This is a genomic window from Nanhaiella sioensis, assembly GCF_046557775.1.
Lineage (GTDB): Bacteria > Bacillota > Bacilli > Bacillales > SM2101 > Nanhaiella > Nanhaiella sioensis.
On the sequence record NZ_JBKAEG010000001.1, the window covers coordinates 2,857,352 to 2,872,237 of the forward strand.

A 14,886-nucleotide genomic window follows, 5' to 3' on the forward strand; every position below is an offset into this window, starting at 1 on the left:
GACAAATATTAACCACATATAATTTATAAATAGATTATGAGATAATCTCTTTACATACCAGTTGTGGGGGATTTGAGAAAGTGGATTATCAAAATCTGCTAAGTGTCAAAAGTATAACCTTCAGAGTCTTCAGCTCTATTCTGACGAAAATATTATCTTTTCCAGCTGAGGAATCAAATAAGAATAAGTCTACAAATTAGATTCTAATGAGTGTTCCTGTAATGTAAGTATTTGTGAGATGTTCGCCACCACAAATGGAAGAAATATCAACTGAACTGTATACCTTCTTTTATATATCTTACTATCTTGTTTCCGTCCAACCTCTTACTCTTTTGACCATTATTTAACCCCCATAATTCAGAAAAACTCGACTCATTTTATATCAAATAACAAAATTGTTGTAAAAAGGAAATCGATATTTTAAACCACTGAACTTAGATTCTTTAAACTGTTCTAAACAACCAGGGAAGTGGACAATTGTTTTTCTTTGTAATGAAGGTAAAAGTGAGCAAATAGCAGAGTGTAATTCTTTAAAAGCTGTCATTGGGCCACTTTTTTTAATTAAGCTACCGAGGGAGTAATATTGAAGAAGTAAGAAAGGATTGTAACTAAAGAAGCTCCTTCCAATTTGACTAACTGGACATTATTTTGTCGAAAATAAGAAACATTTATAGTAAGATTGTAGTAATTAGAATTTTGAGGGAATACGTATACTGTGCAGCAGCAATTTCCATAATTTTAAAATACCAAGAGGTAAAATGAGGAAGACTCTTGAATGGATCGAAGAGATAAAGTAGCGAACCATAACCAGAAGTGATGCTGATAGGGATACGTTAAGTCAAAAACTAAGTGAGTCAAGATAAAGAAGGAGTAAAAAAACAAATGGCAAAATCAATAGAACCTAATATTGCAGATTTAGCGAACAGTTGGCTTAAATCTTACAAATTAGATTATAAATTAGAACAGGAACCTTTAAATACTGAAATAGATAAAGCACTTTTTGATTACTTTACTAAAAATGGTGGAACAGGTGCAAATCGTCCAGATGCAAAATTACTATTACAAGACAAAAATTTAGATTTTTATCCTGTTCTTATTGAGTATAAGGGCTACAAAGATAAACTTGTAAAACTTGATGATAATAGACAAGTTGAAAATAGAACCAAAAAAAATGAGCCACATTTTAAAAATATAAATTCTTTTGCAGTGAACGGAGCAGTACATTATGCAAATGCTTTGCTACATCATACTAGTTATACTGATATTATTGCCATTGGTATGACGGGACACAAAGATGAAACTGGAAAAATCCGACACGAAATAGGAGTTTACTATGTTTCAAAGAGTAATTTGGGTGTAGGGCAAAAAATTGGGATGTTTACAGATTTTTCTTTTTTAGCACCTAAATATTTTGATAAGTTTATTGATAAAGTAAAAACTTTACATTTATCGCAAGAGGAAATTGACAAACTAAAAGAACAACGTGAAAAAGAGATTGATGCTAGTTTAGTAAAGCTCAATAACGATATTTATCAAAATGAAAAAGGTTTAGGTGAAAATGACCGCGTTTATCTCGTTGCTGCTTCTATTATTGCAACACTTGGAATACCTGGAAAAGTTACACCTCTCGAAAAATCTGACCTAAAATCTTCTACTGAAAAAGGAAGTACTGATGGTGAAATAATAGTACGGAAAATAGAAGCTTTTTTAAGTGAAAAAGAACTGCCAAAAGAGAAAAGAGAACTTATTGTAAGAACTTTACAAAATACACTTTTAACTGATAATATCAACAAAGTTGAAAACGGTGAAAGCCAACTAAAAAGGGTTTTTACTAAAATTGTAGATGATTTGGGAATATACTATAAAATCGGTTTAACAACTGATTTCACAGGGAAACTTTTTAATGAAATGTATGGATGGCTCGGTTTTTCACAAGACAAACTTAACGATGTAGTGCTTACCCCATCTTATGTTGCTACTCTTTTGGTGAAATTAGCACGAGTAAACAAAGATTCTTTTGTGTGGGATTTTGCTACAGGGTCTGCTGGATTGTTGGTTGCTGCTATGAATGAAATGCTTAATGATGCCAAAAACACAATTAAATCACCTGAAGAACTTACTCAAAAAGAGGTTAGAATAAAAGCTGAACAATTGCTAGGTTTAGAGTTGCTTTCAAGTGTGTATATGTTGGCAATTCTAAATATGATTTTGATGGGTGATGGAAGTTCGAATATTTTAAATAAAGACTCTTTAAAAGATTTTGATGGAAATTACGGTTTTGGGAAAAGAGACAGCAAATTCCCCGCTGATGCTTTTGTTCTAAATCCTCCGTATTCTGCCAACGGAAATGGTATGAACTTTGTTGAAAAAGCCCTTGCAATGATGAATAAAGGCTATGCTGCTATTATTATCCAAAACTCAGCAGGATCGGGAAAAGCGAAAGAATATAACAAAAAAATATTAGAAAAACATACACTCTTGGCAAGTATCAAAATGCCAGTCGATTTGTTCATTGGAAAATCAAGTGTACAAACCAATATATATGTTTTTAAGGTAAATGAAAGACACCATAGAGATGAAATGGTGAAGTTTATAGATTTTTCTAATGATGGCTACACTAGATCCAACCGAAAAAAAGCAAGTAATAATTTAAAAGATACGGACCGTGCCAAAGAACGATATGATGAGTTGGTAAATTTAGTACGTTTTGGAGAAAGTAAACTCAATATTTTTACTAATAAAGAGTATTACGAAGGTACTATTGATCCCCAAAATGGAACTGATTGGAACAAAAGTGCACCTATAGACACTAAACCTACTTTGCAAGATTTTAAAAAAACTATAAGTGATTATTTGGCTTGGGAAGTTTCTAATATCTTAAAACAACAAAGCATAGACGACGAAAGCCTGGGAAAGTAGTCACCCCACTTAACGAGAAATTACAAAAGGTTGAGTGGGGTGAATATAACTTAGGTGATTTGTTTGAAATAAAAGGAAATCCACAATTAAATAAAGATAGTTTTTCATTTAATGAAAATGGAGATTATCCTTACTTTACGAGAACAGTTTTCAATAATGGTATAGCAGGATATGTAGATTATTTAGATGAAAAACATAAAATAAAGGGAAATTGTTTGGCTGTTGGAATGATTGGGATGCAATTTTTCTATATGCAAAAAGATTTTTATGCAGGACAGTTTACCAAAAGAGCAATTCCAAAATCATTTTCTTTAAATCAAAGATTAGCTGCTTATTTCATTAGTTTATTAAATAAAAACGAACAAGTTTTTAAAAATGTATTAGTGCGTGATTTTGAAAAAGTTTTTAATAAAACCAAAATCCAACTTCCTACCAAAAACGGCAAGATAGATTTTAAATTTATGGAGAGTTTTATATCGGAGTTGGAAGCTGAGCGTATATCGGAGTTAGAAGCCTATTTGTCAACTAGTGGACTAAAAGATTATACTTTAACAGATGAAGAACAACAGGTTTTAGATGATTTTAAACAAGAAAAAGTTGAGTTTAATGAATTTACTTATAAAAGTATTTTCAACAAAATTGTTCAAGGTAGAAGGCTCAAAAAAGACGACCAAATTTCGGGGAATATTCCTTTTGTAATGGCTGGAACAACAAATACAGGAGTTGTAAATTATATTTCAAATCCCGTAGCAAGTTTTCCTAAAAATTCAATAACAATAGACATTTTTGGCAATACTTTTTATAGAGCTTATGATTTTGGAGCAGGTGATGATACAGGTGTATATTGGGACGATGAAAAAAAATATTCAAAAGAAACAATGCTATTTTTTACAGCATCAATGGAGAAATCAATGTCTGGGAGATTTTCTTTTGGGAAAAAATTAAGAAGTTCTCAAAGTTTTGATTTTAAAATGACACTACCAGCTATTAACCACCAGCCCAATTATGCAATAATGGAAACCTTTATCTCTGCTATTCAAAAGCTCGTTATAAAAGATGTTGTTTTACTTGTCAATAAAAAATTAGATGATAAAAAAAGTATTGTAAACAAAAAAGCATAGAGAAAAAAGGAAATTAAAAGTAGCCGTCAGCTCCTTCCTGCGGGGTGAGAGGGTGAGATGTTCTGCGAAATACAAAGAAATTGTTCATCTAAATAGAAGAAGTTAGAGAAAAAGCAGAAAAAGCAGTGTGAATTCAATTGTGAATAACATTGCTTTTTTGCACCTCTCAAGTAAACCCGTTAACTGATTCTAGCCGGGTTTACTTGTTCTACTATAAAACCTAACCTTGTACCATTCAATGTTTGTAAGGTAAGGTTATTTCTTTTATAGGTCAATTTGATAAACTGCACTAAACAAATTTAATAAGAAGAATTGTAGAATTTAGAGGTTATTTTATATATTTTATCCCAATTATTTTGGGATAAAAATGTACAAGTTTATTATTTATAACGTTTTACTTTTTTATCCCAATAATATTAGATGTACAATTTATAATTCAACCACTACAAAATATGGAGAAGTGGGCAAATGAAACACCGAATTCCTTTCAATTTATTGTTAAAGCATATCAAGGGATGACTAGGCATTTACGAGGAAAAGTACCATTTAATAACATAGAATGACTTTAGAGAATCGCTGATACCTTTAATAGAAAGAAAAAAACTCGCTATGGTGCTATTTCAATTTCCGCCTTGGTTTGATTGTAAAAAGGAGCATGTTGATTATTTACGTTACTGTCGTGAAAGAATGCAGGAGATTCCGTGTGCCCTCGAATTTAGGCATCAATCATGGTTTATTGATCATTACCGACATAAAACGATACAGTTTATGATTCAAGAAGGTTGGATACATAGTATATGTGACGAACCCCAAGCAGGAGAAGGTTCAATTCCAACGATCCTTAATACAACAAATGAGCAAAAAACACTCGTCCGTTTTCATGGCCGTAATGTCCATGGCTGGAATAAATCTAGTTCTAGTAACTGGAGAGAAATTAGATATTTATACCGATATAATGATGTAGAGCTGGAGCAGTGGATAAAAAATCTACATCAACTGAAGAAGAATTCTGAAAATATATATGTGTTGTTTAATAATAATTCTGGGGGAGACGCAGCTGACAACGCCAAGCAGTTAATCTCAATGTTAGAGATACAATATAATGGTTTATCATCAAAACAGCTGGATTTATTTTAGAAGATGAGTTCAACATTCATATATACAGATAACGTAGCCTCCAGGATGGTGAAATAGACTAGCACCATCATCATTACCCATGAAGGTCATTTTTACCTTCATGGGTGATGTTCCCTATCCCTATTCATTCATCAATTTTTTCGAATAAGGCATACTCATCATTATTGATTTTTGCAATCATAAGAGTGGGGTCTTCCATGACAGAATAAATGACTGTTCCTTCTTCTAAATGGTTGGAGACTAAGTGATTAACAGGGTGGTACTCTTCCTCGATTTGTTTCTCAATTGCACCTACTTTTTCATTAATTGTATACGAGACTGTTGCTGATGGTTCGACAAGTAAAAAGCCATCTCCATCTAACGAAAACATAGATCCATAACCACAAAGGTCGTATGAAGCAGCTTGGCTACATCCACTCACGAAAAACAATATGCCGAACAGCAAAAATATCCCCTTCTTCATTCATATTCCTCCTCTTATATCAGTCGTTATGCTTCTATTCATATTCATGCTTGTACCGTTTCATTCACAAAATAATATTTACAAATTGCTAAATGCAAGGCTTCTTTTTTGAAAACTAACTTCAATGCTGCAAAAATAAGAAAAGTTAGTAGTAGTCATCATTTACAGTTGCCATAGTTTTGAATAAAAAAAGATGCCACGACTTGTAATTGTGTACGTGTTTATTACTTAGTACGATAAAAAACAAAATCTACGAAAGCAGCTTATCGTAAGGCACTTTTCGAAAACTAAGTAGTACAATCATTACAAAATCACAGCTACAAGAGGTTTCGTGAAAATTAATCTCTAGATTTTTATAAAAGAAAAGATGCCAACGACGTGTAATTGTGTGCGTGTTTAATTGCTTAGTCCGACAACCCACAATAGAAGCGAAAACGCTTTGCATAAGGCTCTTTTCGAAAACTAAGTAGTACAATCATTACAAAATCACAGCTAAAAGGGGTTTAGTGAGATTATCTAGGTTTTTATAAAAGAAAAGATGCCACGACCTATATTTAATTACGTGTATGCTACTCAGTGCGATAAACCACAATAGAAGCGAAAACAGCTTTGTGTAAGGCTCTTTTCGAAAACTAAGTAGTACAATCATTACAAAATCACAGCTACAAGAGGTTTCGTGAAAGTCTCTAAATTTTTATAAAAGAAAAGATGCTACGACCTGTAAATGTGTAAGTGTTTAATTACTTAGTACGATAAACAACAATAGAAGCGAAAACAACATTGTGCAAAGGGGAAGAAACTAATACACAATATGAACTGGTTAATTTGATTTAGAGAAAGTCTGAGCCTTTTTCTTGAGAGGTAGGCATAAGCGTAAACATGATTAAGAGAAATATCATACCATGTAGCATAATACAAGATATTAGGAGTGATATTTCAGTATGGTTAAACATATAAGCACTTCCAGCTGTTGTGGTAAGACCGCGAAAGGTGATTGTAACATTAATATCGAGGATTGTTGTTTATGTGAAATAAGCGGTTGTATCGTTCAAGATTGTATAGACCCAAATACAATGATGCCTGTAGTAGATCAATACGAGTGTTCAACGTGTGCAGGAGATTGGTGTATTAATATTCAAAATGACTCGATTTACTGTGATCCAGATAATCCAGGCTCAGATACTAACCAAATAGAAAATTGTACAATTGTCGCAAGATTATTATCACCTACAAATGATGTAGTAAAAGAAATTAGAGTATTCCCAGGACAGAAAAAATCGATTGTAGCAAAGAATGTATGTGCGCTTGAAATACAAGGTGAACAGGCTAGTTTTGTAAATTCATGTAATACGGGTGTTCCTAACGATGTGTGTATGGGGATAGCTCCAAATACTATTCAACCTACATGTAACCAAGTAAGAGGTTCATATGAGGGCACAGTAAGAATGCTTCCTAATCCTCCAGCATGTAACTGTTAGCTGTTATTTCGTGGTTGCTAGTTTAGTTTTTGAGAGGTTAAAGACGTTAATGACGTTCTAATAGCGTATAATGACTTAATTTCAGTTTGTAACAAGGTTATGCTGATTATAAAAACATTTATACCGTTTGTTTTTTCCTTTTCATGGAGTGATATAAGGAGGAGAGGGGGAGTTTTCGCAATGATAACAATGACACCAATCATAATTGAAAATCAACAATTTACTGCCATTACTGTAAAGCTTCCTAAGACGAATTTCATGGCAGTAACGAATGATAAAGGGTATATAATGTGTGGTGCGCTTGATGTAGCCTTGCTTAATGAAAAGCTGAAAGAAAGAGGAATCATAGCTGGAAGAGCAGTCGGGGTAAGGACAATTGAACAATTACTAGAAGCACCTTTAGAATCGGTAACACTCGGAGCAGAAAAGCTAGGCGTTGTAAGTGGCATGAAAGGAAAAGAAGCGCTTTTAAAGATGGAGTAGTCTGGTAAACTAGATGTTTAGCAGACTATTTTTTAAGTAAAATTTGTCTAATGATTCAGTTTTTGGGAGGAGACTATGTTAACGTTTAAAATAGTGTATACTTTTACATAGATTCTTGAGTAGCCATCACTATAATTGTGAGGAGTATTTTATGAGACTAGTATCAGTAGATTCAATACATCAAGGCACGAAATTAGCTAAGCCTATATACAATGATTTTGGACAATCCTTGATAAATAATGATATTGAGTTAACTAACCGAATGATTCAACGATTAAAACAGTTAGGGATAACTTTTGTATACATAAATGATAACCGAACAAATGATATTAACCCAAAACAAGCAATTTCTATCGATTTACGGAAGGAAGCCATAAAAGAAATTGAATATACATTTTTAGAGGTTAAAAATCCAAAACAATTTTTGAAATCATCAGCATTTTATGAAGCTTCACAACGTTTCAAAAAAATTGTTAATCAATTACTTCAAGAATTAAAGTCAAATAAAGATTTATTCACACTTTTAGCAGACATTTTTTCGTATGAACACCATATTTTTAACCACTCGTTAAATGTAACAATGTATTCGCTAGCGATTGGTCTAGAATTGAATTTAACAAATAAAGAGTTAGAGACAATTGGTATTGGTGCATTATTTCATGATATTGGGAAATTAATGGTACCTAAGAATATATTACTTAAGCCAGGTAAGTTAACATATGAAGAATTTGAAGAAGTGAAGAAGCATACGGAATATGGATTTGAAGCACTTCGCAAGATTGATACAATACCTTTGGTAGCAGCTCACTGCGCATATCAACATCATGAAAGGATAGATGGATCTGGATATCCAAGGGGCATAAAAGGAAATGAAATTCACTACCTTGCACGACTCATCGCTGTCGCTGATGTTTTTGATGCAGTAGCATCTAATCGTGTATATCGAAAGGCTATGCTTCCCCATGAAGGATTGGAGATTTTATATGCTGGATCTGGAACTCAATTTGAAAAAAATATTGTAGAAGCTTTCCGCAAAGCTGTAGCGATTTACCCAGATGGTTTAGGTGTTGTTTTAAGTGATGGTCGAAAAGGTATTGTGGCAAAACAAAACCCAAATAGTAGTGATCGTCCAATTATTCGTATATTAGAAGAAAAAGGGCAAATTCTCACTTATCCGTATGATATTAATTTAAGTAAAGAGTTGCACATTGTTATCGTTGATTGTGAAGTGCGAACATTTACAAGTAATAAGGAGAAATTAATACCAAAATTCTAGCGTTAAATCCCCCTTGTCTGCATACATATAGCTTGTAAGGGGGGATCTTGTTTTGTCACTATACAACCGCCGTTTTCGAAAAAAAGGGCCGCTACCCTTTCGGTATGTTTTTTTATTAACGTTTGTCTTTTTTATCTTTTCTACTGCTACTGGTTTATGGATTATTAATAAGGGAATAACACCGACATTGATGGATGTGGCTGAGAAAGAATCAGAACGAATTGCTACATTAGTCATAAATAATGCAGTAAATAAGCAGATCAAAGAAGGAATGGAGACTGAAGGACTAACTAATAATGTAACTACAGATGAGGATGGCTATATTTATATTACTAACATCAATACTGGCGTTATTAATAGTATATCAGCACAAATAACAAATAGGGTTCAACAAAACCTTGCGAAAGTACGGAAAGGCAAGGTAAATGAACTAGAGGTACCAGATGTAGATATCGAAACAGAAGGTGATGAAGAGGGTAACGGTGTTATCTTTAATATACCACTAGGGCAAGCAACTAATAATGCCTTGTTAGGTAATTTAGGACCGTCCATACCAGTTCTTTTTTATATGGTTGGTAGTGTGAAGCCCAATGTAATATATGAAATGGAGCCATGGGGGATTAATAATGTGTTACTAATTGTGAAAGTAGAATTAGAGGTAAATGTGCAGGTTGTCATCCCGTTTGCTACTGAAACAGTTCCAGTAAAAACAGATGTCATATTAGATAGTAAAGTCTTTCAAGGTAAAGTACCTGATTTTTATAATGGCGGTGGCGATACTCAACCTTCTATTGAAATTCCTATGAATTAAGCTTGTTTTAACTACATTTTATTGATATAATAATTTCAAACTGAATAATTAACCTTATCTGATCGATGAGGTAGAGGACGCAAAAAGTATGATTAGGCTATGTAAGGATGACAACGATGATCATAGCTGAAAGGATTTTTTGCCGAAGTGAAAATAATTTGTCGAAAATATTTTTACTGGGGTTACCTTGAATAAGGGTAACACTGTCATTATGGAAAGCATCGTTGCATATTTCATAATGGAGGGCTACTGATCGTGATGGAGGATAACATAACATTACAAAGAGTAATGATAGGTTATTTTCTATCATTACTCTTTTTGTGCTTGTTTCATTTTATTTAAATTAGTAGCCCTCCAAAAAAATTTTTTAGGAGGTTATTTAAATGAGTGGAACAATTTATTCGCTAATTCCACCACTGTTGGCGATACTTATGGTTATTGTCACGAGAAGAGTTTTACTTTCACTAGGGGTAGGGATTTTGTCTGCTGCTCTACTTCTTCATGAATTCTCTATTACCGAAGCTGGTAAGTCAATGTGGGGTAGTTTTTCAGCAATCTTTGTATCAGACGGAGCTCTTAATACTTGGAATGTGTATATTATTTTCTTTTTACTATTATTAGGATTAATTACTGCATTTATTTCTATTTCAGGTGGTAGTAGAGCTTTCGGAGAGTGGGCATTAAAACGTGTAAAAACTAGAGTAGGGGCACATCTAGTTACTGCATTTTTAGGGATTATTATATTTATTGATGATTATTTCAACAGCTTGGCAGTAGGACAAGTGAGCAGACCCCTTACAGATCGTCATCGCATCTCTCGAGCAAAGCTAGCTTATTTGATCGATTCGACTTCGGCGCCGATATGTGTAGTATCTCCTGTATCAAGTTGGGGAGCATACATTATCGGTATAATTGGTACGATCCTAGCGGCACATAGTGTTGCAGATATAACACCGTTTGCTGCATTTGTACAAATGATTCCGATGAATTTTTACGTTATCTCAGCGATAGCAATGGTGTTTATAGTTAGCATTTATAATGTTAATTTAGGTGCTATGAAAACGCATGAGCAAAGAGCTATTGATTCTGGGAATGTTGTTGACCCAGACAAAAAAGAAGTACCTGGTGAATTGAAAGAAAATTTACCTGTGAGTGACAAAGGCTCAGTTTGGGATTTAGTACTTCCTATTTTAGCTTTAATTGTAGGTGTAGTCGTAGCGATGATTTGGACAGGTTGGGCAAATGTTGCTGAGGGAACTGCTGTTACTGCACTAGCTATATTTGAAAATACAGATGTAACGGGCTCATTGTTATACGGTGGTTTATTCGGTCTGTTAGTTACTTTAATTATGTTTATAAGACAGGCTACGATTTCTCAAAAAATATCTTTTGAATTAATTCCGAAAGGTATTGTTGAAGGAATTAAATCAATGCTTCCTGCAATTTGGATCTTATTATTAGCATGGATGATTGTTGATTTAATTGGCCAATTAGAAACAGGTGTATATTTAGCAGGACTTGTGGAAAGTTCGAACATAAATATTGGTATGATACCAGTTATCATGTTTCTTATTGCTGGGATTATGGCGTTTTCTACTGGTACATCATGGGGTACGTTTGGTTTAATGCTTCCGATTGCTGGACAAATTGCAGCTACAGTAGATATAACAATATTGCTTCCAGCAATGTCTGCTGTCTTAGCTGGGTCAGTATTCGGAGACCATTGTTCACCGATTTCAGATACGACGATTTTATCTTCAACAGGGGCTGGAAGTCATCATATTGATCATGTATTGACGCAGCTTCCATATGCTATTATTGCAGCAGTAGTAGCTTCTATAGGCTATTTAGTATTAGGATTTACGAATAGTACATTAATAGGGTTAGCTGTTGTACTCTTAATGTTAGTTGGTATATTTATTTTTGCCAAGCAGAAACAAAGTAGTAGTTCTCAGGCTGTAAATGCTGCATACAATAATAAATAGAATTGCAAGTGAGCCAAAAGGATTAGCTTAAGCACTCATTGAAAGTATAAAGGTTAGGTACTCTAATATATTATACAAAATAATGAGTTGTAAGAGCTGATCCTTTCTTTTTATATCTAAATTTAGCTTAAAAACCTTATGAATAATAGCATTTGAGCATACTCTACCAATGGTTTATTTATATCCATTATTTTGAAATATCTTTTTTGTAAAAAAACAAATAATGTTTTGACAAATGTCATTAGAACTAGCTATACTATGGATAGATTATATTAAATAATCAGAATATATAAAACTTTCCGTTTAAATTTAGTCGTGTAGATATTATTCTTTTACTAGATACGGAGAGGTAAAATATTAAAAGGAGGTAATGCAAATATGGATAATCGTCCACAGTGGGGAACGCGTGCTGGGTTTATTTTAGCAGCAGTAGGTTCAGCTATTGGCCTAGGTAATATTTGGCGTTTCCCAGCAACAGCGTATGAAAATGGGGGAGGAGCATTCTTTTTACCGTACTTATTCGCATTAATAACTGCCGGTATTCCACTTCTTGTTATGGAATTTACAATCGGCCATAAATATCGTGGCTCAGCCCCTCTATCATATGCAAAAGTAAGTAAAGGCTCAGAATGGCTTGGTTGGTGGCAGGTTGCAATAGCCTTTGTCATTTCAACGTATTATTCAGTTATCATTGCCTGGGCAATGAGCTATACTGTATTTGCCTTTAACCTAGGCTGGGGGGATAAACCAGTTGACTTTTTAGTAGGTGATTATTTACAAGTTACAGACGCAGGAAGCTTTGGAAGTCTTGTTCCAGGAGTCCTTATTCCATTAATTATCGTCTGGGTTGTAACATTAGGGGTATTATTTGCGGGAGTTAAAAAAGGTATTGAGATTGCCAATAAAATTTTTATTCCAGCACTCGTAGTATTATTTTTAATTATCGTTATCCGTGCAGTTACTCTTGATGGAGCAATTACAGGTCTTAACGCGTTCTTTAAGCCTGATTGGAGTGCTCTTTCCGATGGTACGGTTTGGGTCGCAGCATACGGACAAATTTTCTTCAGTTTATCTATTGCGTTCGCGATCATGATTACTTATTCTAGTTACCTTCCGAAAAAATCGGATATAACAAACAACGCATTTATTACAGGGTTCAGTAACTCATCATTTGAATTGTTAGCTGGTATTGGAGTATTTAGTGTATTAGGGTTTTTGGCTACAGCTCAAGGTGTTCCTGTTGATGAAGTAGTTAAAGGTGGAGTTGGCTTAGCCTTTATGGTATTCCCTGAAATAATTAACTCGTTCCCAGCATTAAACGAAGTGTTCGGGGTATTGTTCTTCGGATCATTAGTACTTGCAGGGTTATCATCATTAATATCAATTGTTGAGACGTATATTGCTGCTGTACAAGATAAGTTCAAGATGTCGAGAACAGCTGCTGTATTTTTTGCTGGAGGTCTTTCAGCTGTTATCTCATTGGTTTTTGCAACACAAGGTGGATTGAATTTCCTTGATGTAGCAGATGCATTCATTAATAACTTCGGTGTAGCATTAGCAGGATTGTTTGAAGTTATATTAGTCGCTTGGATTGCAAGAGATTTGAAAAATCTTCAAAATCACGCAAATGCTATTTCAGATATCAAGCTAGGTCTATGGTGGAAAATTTGTTTAGGAGTTATTACTCCAGTCGTATTAGGATATATGATGTTTGAGAACTTAAAGACGAACTTGACATCAGAATATGGAGACTATCCAAGAGAATTCATTTTTAATTGGGGTTGGACAGTTGCGATAGGCGCAATGCTTATTGGTGTCATATTCACATTTAAAAAATGGGATAGTAAAGCTTTACAGGTGAAAAAAGATAAGGAGGTATCTGGGTAATGGATGGTAGTGCAATCGTAATGATGGTCCTAGGTATTCTTATCATTTGGGGTGGTTTAGCAGCAAGTGTAACAAATGCTGTTATAAAAGCGAAAAAAAAATAACTAATAAAAAGCATCGACAATGTAACTGTCGATGCTTTTTATTGCACTTATGCGATCAACTTACGAAGATAAACGACGTGGTGCTCGCTTTTTTGTCTAGCTCTGCATCTTAGTTTTGAGTTAGAAGACAAAACACGTATTCAGTTGATAGGACACCTATTTTACTCATATCAATCTGCTCAGTTTTATTACTTATTTCGTTCTTGTCGTTCCCATGCTTTTAAATGTGGATATGGATCAAATGACCATTCGATGTTTCCATTGTCTTTATACATTCCATAATGCAAATGAGGAGGGAATTTTCCAGCAGTTCCTGGTGGTCCATAACCAGTGCTACCGACAGAGCCGATGACCTGACCTGGTTCTACAACTTGACCAACCTTAATATTATCTGCAAAACCATTTAAATGTGCGTAGTAATGATACGTGTTAGAAATGTCACGGATCCCTATCCTCCAGCCACCGAGCCTATTCCACCCCTTGATTTCAACAACTCCATAACATGTAGAGCGTACAGGTGTTCCATAATTAGCAAAAATATCAGTTCCTTCGTGGCTTCGTCTGCCTCCCCAACTCCTAGCGTATCCCCAAGTACTTCTATAACTGTAATTACTATTTAAAGATACAGGAAATGCGTGTTGAGTAAGATCTAGCTTCCCATATGTTTGATACAATTTGGCATGACTTAATATTACATCAACAGATATATCACGTTTATAATAATCCCACAATGCAATTTTAATACTTTCATGGTCTGTTCCACTAGCTAAAAAGTGTTGAGTAAAGGTATATAGAACATCTTCCCCGTTTTGCTGATCAGCTAAACCATCACCATCACCGTCCATTCCTATGCCGCCAAATAATTGAATGGAATAGAGATCTTGATCAGCTTTGTTTGGATTTAAGGGACCTGTCCACATATCTGAATTAATATAAACACCTATAATCCCTTCGTCATCAGGAATGTCCCTCCTAATTCGTCGTACATTACGTTCATATTGATCAACAGCTGCTAAATAATACCACGGGATTTGTGTGACTGCTTCAAATTTCTTGTATAGTCCCATTCGTTCATTGTAAGTTTGTTGTACATTTTTTTCCTCAGCATGAACGACATAGTTTTCAGTAAAAAGGATTGCAAAAATGATTAATAATACCATAGAAATACGTTGCACGAAATTCATTTCTCCCTTCTATTAAAGGTGTTAAAAAAGTGAGGAAA

At 34.2% G+C, this 14,886-nt stretch carries 11 protein-coding genes, 2 pseudogenes and 1 riboswitch; of the genes and pseudogenes, 11 read left to right on the plus strand and 2 right to left on the minus strand.

Annotated features, from left to right (window positions below; translation table 11 throughout):
• The first annotated feature begins 882 nt into the window (after nucleotides 1-882).
• From V1503_RS13155 to V1503_RS13170, 4 genes and pseudogenes are all read left to right on the plus strand, one after another.
• The gene (locus V1503_RS13155) at nucleotides 883-2,919 is read left to right on the plus strand and encodes an HsdM family class I SAM-dependent methyltransferase (protein WP_410627532.1); all 2,037 of its coding nucleotides are present in this window, start codon (nucleotides 883-885) and stop codon (nucleotides 2,917-2,919) included.
• 41 nt (nucleotides 2,920-2,960) lie between these two features.
• Nucleotides 2,961-3,419, plus strand: a pseudogene (locus V1503_RS13160) (restriction endonuclease subunit S); the annotation flags it as partial.
• An 18-nt stretch (nucleotides 3,420-3,437) separates the two neighbouring features.
• A complete protein-coding gene (locus V1503_RS13165; RefSeq protein WP_410629430.1) occupies nucleotides 3,438-4,040 on the plus strand; it encodes a restriction endonuclease subunit S in 603 nt (200 codons plus the stop codon).
• A gap of 407 nt (nucleotides 4,041-4,447) precedes the next feature.
• Nucleotides 4,448-5,177: pseudogene (locus V1503_RS13170) on the plus strand (DUF72 domain-containing protein); the annotation flags it as partial.
• Between the two features lie 124 nt (nucleotides 5,178-5,301).
• On the opposite strand, the gene V1503_RS13175 reads toward V1503_RS13170, so the two are convergent.
• Nucleotides 5,302-5,640, minus strand: a complete 339-nt coding sequence (locus V1503_RS13175) for a hypothetical protein (protein WP_214481073.1) — start codon at nucleotides 5,638-5,640, stop codon at nucleotides 5,302-5,304.
• Nucleotides 5,641-6,581: 941 nt separating this feature from the next.
• Between V1503_RS13175 and V1503_RS13180 the strand changes: the two genes are divergently transcribed.
• From V1503_RS13180 to V1503_RS13210, 7 genes are all read left to right on the plus strand, one after another.
• Nucleotides 6,582-7,118: a hypothetical protein gene (locus V1503_RS13180; protein WP_410627534.1), complete on the plus strand. Its 537-nt coding sequence runs from the start codon at nucleotides 6,582-6,584 to the stop codon at nucleotides 7,116-7,118.
• Nucleotides 7,119-7,298: 180 nt separating this feature from the next.
• Nucleotides 7,299-7,601 carry a YunC family protein gene (locus V1503_RS13185; RefSeq protein ID WP_410627536.1) on the plus strand — a complete coding sequence of 101 codons (303 nt, stop codon included), beginning with the start codon at nucleotides 7,299-7,301 and terminating at the stop codon, nucleotides 7,599-7,601.
• Between the two features lie 151 nt (nucleotides 7,602-7,752).
• Nucleotides 7,753-8,877, plus strand: a complete 1,125-nt coding sequence (locus V1503_RS13190; RefSeq protein WP_410627538.1) for an HD-GYP domain-containing protein — start codon at nucleotides 7,753-7,755, stop codon at nucleotides 8,875-8,877.
• 52 nt (nucleotides 8,878-8,929) lie between these two features.
• Nucleotides 8,930-9,688 (plus strand): sporulation protein YunB, encoded by a 759-nt coding sequence (yunB, locus tag V1503_RS13195; protein WP_214481069.1) that lies wholly within the window; start codon nucleotides 8,930-8,932, stop codon nucleotides 9,686-9,688.
• Between the two features lie 63 nt (nucleotides 9,689-9,751).
• Nucleotides 9,752-9,945, plus strand: a riboswitch (Lysine riboswitch).
• Nucleotides 9,946-10,071: 126 nt separating this feature from the next.
• The gene (locus V1503_RS13200) at nucleotides 10,072-11,673 is read left to right on the plus strand and encodes a Na+/H+ antiporter NhaC family protein (protein ID WP_410627541.1); all 1,602 of its coding nucleotides are present in this window, start codon (nucleotides 10,072-10,074) and stop codon (nucleotides 11,671-11,673) included.
• Nucleotides 11,674-12,051: 378 nt separating this feature from the next.
• Complete coding sequence (locus V1503_RS13205; RefSeq protein WP_410627543.1) at nucleotides 12,052-13,560, plus strand: sodium-dependent transporter; 1,509 nt, start codon at nucleotides 12,052-12,054, stop codon at nucleotides 13,558-13,560.
• A complete protein-coding gene (locus tag V1503_RS13210) occupies nucleotides 13,560-13,664 on the plus strand; it encodes a methionine/alanine import family NSS transporter small subunit (protein ID WP_214481066.1) in 105 nt (34 codons plus the stop codon). The genes V1503_RS13205 and V1503_RS13210 overlap by 1 nt, the downstream gene beginning before the upstream one ends.
• 188 nt (nucleotides 13,665-13,852) lie before the next feature.
• Here V1503_RS13210 and V1503_RS13215 read toward each other — a convergent pair whose 3' ends face one another.
• The gene (locus tag V1503_RS13215; RefSeq protein ID WP_410627545.1) at nucleotides 13,853-14,848 is read right to left on the minus strand and encodes a M23 family metallopeptidase; all 996 of its coding nucleotides are present in this window, start codon (nucleotides 14,846-14,848) and stop codon (nucleotides 13,853-13,855) included.
• Between the last annotated feature and the right edge of the window lie 38 nt (nucleotides 14,849-14,886).

Bases quoted from the DNA above. Each gene is read 5' to 3' on its own strand.
- V1503_RS13155 (WP_410627532.1), top strand. From the start codon at position 883: ATGGCAAAATCAATAGAACCTAATATTGCAGATTTAGCGAACAGTTGG.
- V1503_RS13175 (WP_214481073.1), bottom strand. From the start codon at position 5,640: ATGAAGAAGGGGATATTTTTGCTGTTCGGCATATTGTTTTTCGTGAGT.
- V1503_RS13180 (WP_410627534.1), top strand. From the start codon at position 6,582: ATGGTTAAACATATAAGCACTTCCAGCTGTTGTGGTAAGACCGCGAAA.
- V1503_RS13185 (WP_410627536.1), top strand. From the start codon at position 7,299: ATGATAACAATGACACCAATCATAATTGAAAATCAACAATTTACTGCC.
- V1503_RS13190 (WP_410627538.1), top strand. From the start codon at position 7,753: ATGAGACTAGTATCAGTAGATTCAATACATCAAGGCACGAAATTAGCT.
- V1503_RS13200 (WP_410627541.1), top strand. From the start codon at position 10,072: ATGAGTGGAACAATTTATTCGCTAATTCCACCACTGTTGGCGATACTT.
- V1503_RS13205 (WP_410627543.1), top strand. From the start codon at position 12,052: ATGGATAATCGTCCACAGTGGGGAACGCGTGCTGGGTTTATTTTAGCA.
- V1503_RS13210 (WP_214481066.1), top strand. From the start codon at position 13,560: ATGGATGGTAGTGCAATCGTAATGATGGTCCTAGGTATTCTTATCATT.
- V1503_RS13215 (WP_410627545.1), bottom strand. From the start codon at position 14,848: ATGAATTTCGTGCAACGTATTTCTATGGTATTATTAATCATTTTTGCA.